General features: G+C 65.7%; 3 protein-coding genes and 1 pseudogene. 2 read left to right on the forward strand and 2 right to left on the reverse strand.

Features of this window, described 5'->3' with window-relative positions; translation table 11 throughout:
* Positions 1-1,128, forward strand: a 1,128-nt coding sequence (gene mmsA, locus Q0S71_RS18815) for a CoA-acylating methylmalonate-semialdehyde dehydrogenase (protein WP_295999289.1), incomplete at its 5' end; no start/stop codon positions are given.
* Between the two features lie 35 nt (positions 1,129-1,163).
* On the opposite strand, the pseudogene Q0S71_RS18820 reads toward mmsA, so the two are convergent.
* Positions 1,164-1,601, reverse strand: a pseudogene (locus Q0S71_RS18820) (molybdopterin-binding protein); the annotation flags it as partial.
* A 163-nt stretch (positions 1,602-1,764) separates the two neighbouring features.
* On the opposite strand from Q0S71_RS18820, the gene Q0S71_RS18825 reads away from it, so the two are divergent.
* Positions 1,765-2,355, forward strand: coding sequence for a nitrogen fixation protein NifQ (locus Q0S71_RS18825; protein ID WP_295999291.1), 591 nt, complete (start codon positions 1,765-1,767; stop codon positions 2,353-2,355).
* A 31-nt stretch (positions 2,356-2,386) separates the two neighbouring features.
* Here Q0S71_RS18825 and Q0S71_RS18830 read toward each other — a convergent pair whose 3' ends face one another.
* A complete protein-coding gene (locus Q0S71_RS18830; RefSeq protein ID WP_295999293.1) occupies positions 2,387-3,892 on the reverse strand; it encodes a response regulator in 1,506 nt (501 codons plus the stop codon).
* Between the last annotated feature and the right edge of the window lie 72 nt (positions 3,893-3,964).

The following is a 3,964-nucleotide window of genomic DNA, read 5'->3' on the forward strand; positions in this document are numbered from 1 at the left end:
ACCGACCAGATCTCGCGCGGCATCGACGCCTGGTCGATGCGCCAGGCGCTCGGCGTGGTGGCCGGCATCACGCCGTTCAACTTCCCGGTGATGGTGCCGATGTGGATGTTCCCGGTCGCCATCGCCTGCGGCAACACCTTCATCCTCAAGCCGTCCGAGCGCGACCCATCGCCGTCGCTGCTGCACGCCGCGCTGTTGAAGGAGGCCGGTTTGCCGGACGGCGTGTTCAACGTCGTCCAGGGCGACAAGGTCACCGTCGACGCGCTGCTCGACCATCCGGTGGTGCAGGCGGTCAGCTTCGTCGGCTCGACGCCGATCGCCGAATACATCTACGCCACCGGCAGCGCGCGCGGCAAGCGGGTGCAGGCGCTGGGCGGCGCCAAGAACCACATGGTGGTGATGCCGGACGCCGACCTGGCGCAGACGGTCGATGCGCTGATGGGCGCCGCCTACGGTTCGGCCGGCGAGCGCTGCATGGCCATTTCGGTGGTGGTGGCCGTCGGCGCGGTGGCCGATCAATTGGTCGCCGCGCTGGCGCCGCGCGTGCGGGCGCTGAAGATCGCGCAGGGCATGGACTTGGCGGCCGAAATGGGGCCGGTCGTCACGCAGCAGCACAAGGATAAAATCGTCGACTACATCGGGCAGGGCGTGGCGGCGGGCGCGCAGCTGGTGGTCGACGGCCGCCGCTTCGAGCTGGCGGGACACGAGGCCGGCTTCTTCCTGGGCGGCTCGCTGTTCGATCATGTCACGCCGCGGATGGCGATTTATCGCGAGGAGATTTTCGGCCCGGTGCTGTGCGTGGTGCGGGTGCCGGACCTGGCGGCCGCCATCGATCTGGTCAACGCCCATGAATACGGCAACGGCACGGCGATCTTCACGCGCGACGGCAACACGGCGCGCGAGTATGGCTTCCGGGTCGAAGTCGGCATGGTGGGCATCAACGTGGCGATTCCGGTGCCGATGGCCTTCCACAGTTTCGGCGGCTGGAAGCGCAGCCTGTTCGGCGACCATCACGCGCACGGCCCGGAGGGGGTGCGTTTCTACACGCGGCAAAAGGCGCTGACCCAGCGCTGGCCCGGCGCCGCCGCCGGCGACGGCGCCCAGTTCGCGATGCCGACGCTGAAGTAGCCGCGCGCCGGACCCGCGAACCGGGCCGGCCGGCGTCAGGCCTTCACGCCCACCACCACGTGCGCAGCCTTGAACGCGGCGCTGGCCTTGGCGCCCACCGTCAGGCCCAGATTGCGCACGCTCTCGTTGGTGATGATGGCGGTGATGACGTCGCCGCCGGCCAGCGTCAGCGCCACTTCGGCGTTGACGGCGCCGGTGGTCACGCTGGCGACGGTGCCGGCCAGCTGGTTGCGGGTCGACAGCTTGATGCCGGCGGTGTCGGTCAATAAAATAATCCACGACGCCTTCAGCAGCGCGAACGCGGGCGTGCCGATGCGCAGGCCCAGCGCCTCGGTGCTGCTGTGGGTGACGATGGCGACGATGGCCTGGCCGTCCGCCAGGCCGATTTCCACTTCATCGTTGACGGCGCCGCGCGTGATGGCGGTGACGGTTCCACTCAATTGATTACGGGCGCTGGTGAGCATGGCTATCCTTGTCGGTTTGGCTTTTGCACATCACAGTATAGCCACGCCGGCACGGTCTCCATAGCGATTGGACTGTATCGAATATCTTGGTTTTTTGATATTGTGTTGGTCGATATTCGCGTATAGTTGGTCTATAACTAGAAGGATGCCACGCGCATCCACAGGAGACCACATGACGACACAGACCCCTTCCCCCGCTCTGTGCGCAGGCGCGCAGGCCGGCCATCCTTTGTTGCTCAACGCCGTAGCCGGCGTACTGCGTTGCGCCTATGCCGGCGCGCTGCCGCCGTTCGCGCGCACGCTCGGGCTGGCGCAGGCGGCGCTGCTGGACGTGGTGCGCCACTGTCTGCCGCAGCTGGCCAGCTCCGACACTATTTCCGAACGCAAATATGCGGCGCTGTTGCAGTGCGCGCCGGCGCTGTTCAGCGAGGTGCTGGCGCTGCTGATGGCATCGCGCACGCCCGGTGCCGACGCCGGCCAGGTCGAGTGGCTGGCGCGCGCCATCGCGGCGGCCTGCATGGGCAACCGCTTCCTGTGGCAAGACCTGGGCCTGGGCAGCCGCGACGACGTCGGCACGCTGCTGAGGCTGTACTTCGAGCCGCTACACAGCCGCAATACCGACGACTTGAAATGGAAGCGCTTTATTTTCCTGCAATTGAGCGCGCAGCGCGACGGCGGCCAAGGCCAAGGCCTTGGCCTTGGCCCGGGCTTGCGGGTCGATGGCCTGGCCGCCTTGCCGACGCCGCCCTGCGCCGGCGACTAGCCGCCGGACCAGTGGTCGACCAGCGGCCGATTCAGTCGGGGAAGCGTTCGTTGATCGCCAGCGCCTGGTCGATGTTCTTGCACAGCAGCTCGACGTAGACCGGATCCAGATGGTGGCCGGCCACTTCGCGCAGGTGCTCGATGACCTTGTCGATCGGCCACGCTTCCTTGTAGCAGCGCTTGTGCATCAGCGCGTCGAACACGTCGGCGACGGCGACGATGCGCGCGTACAGGTGGATGTCGTGGCCCTTCAGTCCCTGCGGATAGCCGCTGCCGTCGAACTTTTCATGGTGCTGGTGGGCGATCACGGCGGCCGCCTTCAAAATCGGGCGCTGCGAGCCGTCGAGGATGGACAGGCCGACGGCCGGATGCTGCTTCATGATTTCCCATTCGGCCGCGTCGAGCTTGCCGGGCTTCAGCAGCACGGCGTCGGGCGTGGCGATCTTGCCGATGTCGTGCATGGGCGCGGCGTGGCGCAGCACGGCCGTCTCCTCGTCCGGCAGGCCGGCCGCCTTGGCCAGCAGGTAGCACACTTCCGACATGCGGCGCACGTGGTTGCCGGCCTCGTTGGAGCGCGATTCGACGACGTCGCCCAGGCGCAATATCAGCTCGGCCTGGGTATCGGTGATTTCCTGCGTCAGCAGGATATTGTCGAAGGCGATGGCGACGCCGGAGCAAAACACCTCGAGCAGCTTGGCGTCGATTTCCGAGATTTCTTCCACGCCCTTCAAGATCAGTAGCGAAGCCTTGCCGCTGCTGTTGGGGAAATAGCCGATGTAGGTGTCGCCCTGCACGCGCGAAATCTTATTGCTCTTGGCGTCGTCGATCTGGGCCAGCACGTCGGCGCTGAGCATATTGCCGTCGTCGTCGCCGATCTGGGCCAGGATTTCGAAATCCTTTTCGCCGGAGATGGCGCTGGCGCCGCGCAGGCGCAGCAGCATGCTGTGCTCCAGGCGCAGCAGCGCCACCACCTGCTGCAACAGGCCGCTGGCGAAGTCTTTCAGGTTGCGCTGCTGGAAAATATGGGCCGAGGCGGCGATCACGCGCTCCAGGCCTTCGCGGTAATTCAGCTGCGCGCGGCGCGCCTCCTCCACCTTGGTGATGTCGCGGTAGGCGCGCAGCGCGGCGAAGGTGGTGGTGAACAGCTTGGTGCGGTCGAGCTCGGTCTTTTCCTTGTAGTCGTTGATGTCGTAGTTGACGATCACGCGCTCCTCGGGGGCCTGGCCGGGCTGGCCGGTGCGCAGCACGATGCGGGTGAACTGGTTGTCGAGGTCTTCGCGCATCCAGCGCGCCACTTCCAGGCCGCTGTCTTCCTTTTCCATCACCACGTCGAGGAACACCAGCGCGATGTCGGTCTCGCGCGCCAGCACTTCCTTGGCCTCGGCGCCGCTGTAGGCGTGCACGAAGCTCAGCGCGCGGCCGTCGAGACGGAAGCGGCTCAGCGTCAGTTTTGTGATGTCGTGGATGTCCGGTTCGTCGTCGACCAACAGGACTTTCCAGGGCGCTAGCTTAGGCGAGGCAGAGGACAAAAAAGACATAGGGACGAGTTCCGCAAAATGGCACTACCAAATAGTTTTTCGATTGTAGTCTTACCCACTGCTATTAACAAC

This window comes from Rugamonas sp. (assembly GCF_025354735.1).
Lineage (GTDB): Bacteria > Pseudomonadota > Gammaproteobacteria > Burkholderiales > Burkholderiaceae_D > Rugamonas.

Coding starts and splice junctions, on each gene's coding strand:
- Q0S71_RS18825 (WP_295999291.1), top strand. CDS start 1,765: ATGACGACACAGACCCCTTCCCCCGCTCTGTGCGCAGGCGCGCAGGCC.
- Q0S71_RS18830 (WP_295999293.1), bottom strand. CDS start 3,892: ATGTCTTTTTTGTCCTCTGCCTCGCCTAAGCTAGCGCCCTGGAAAGTC.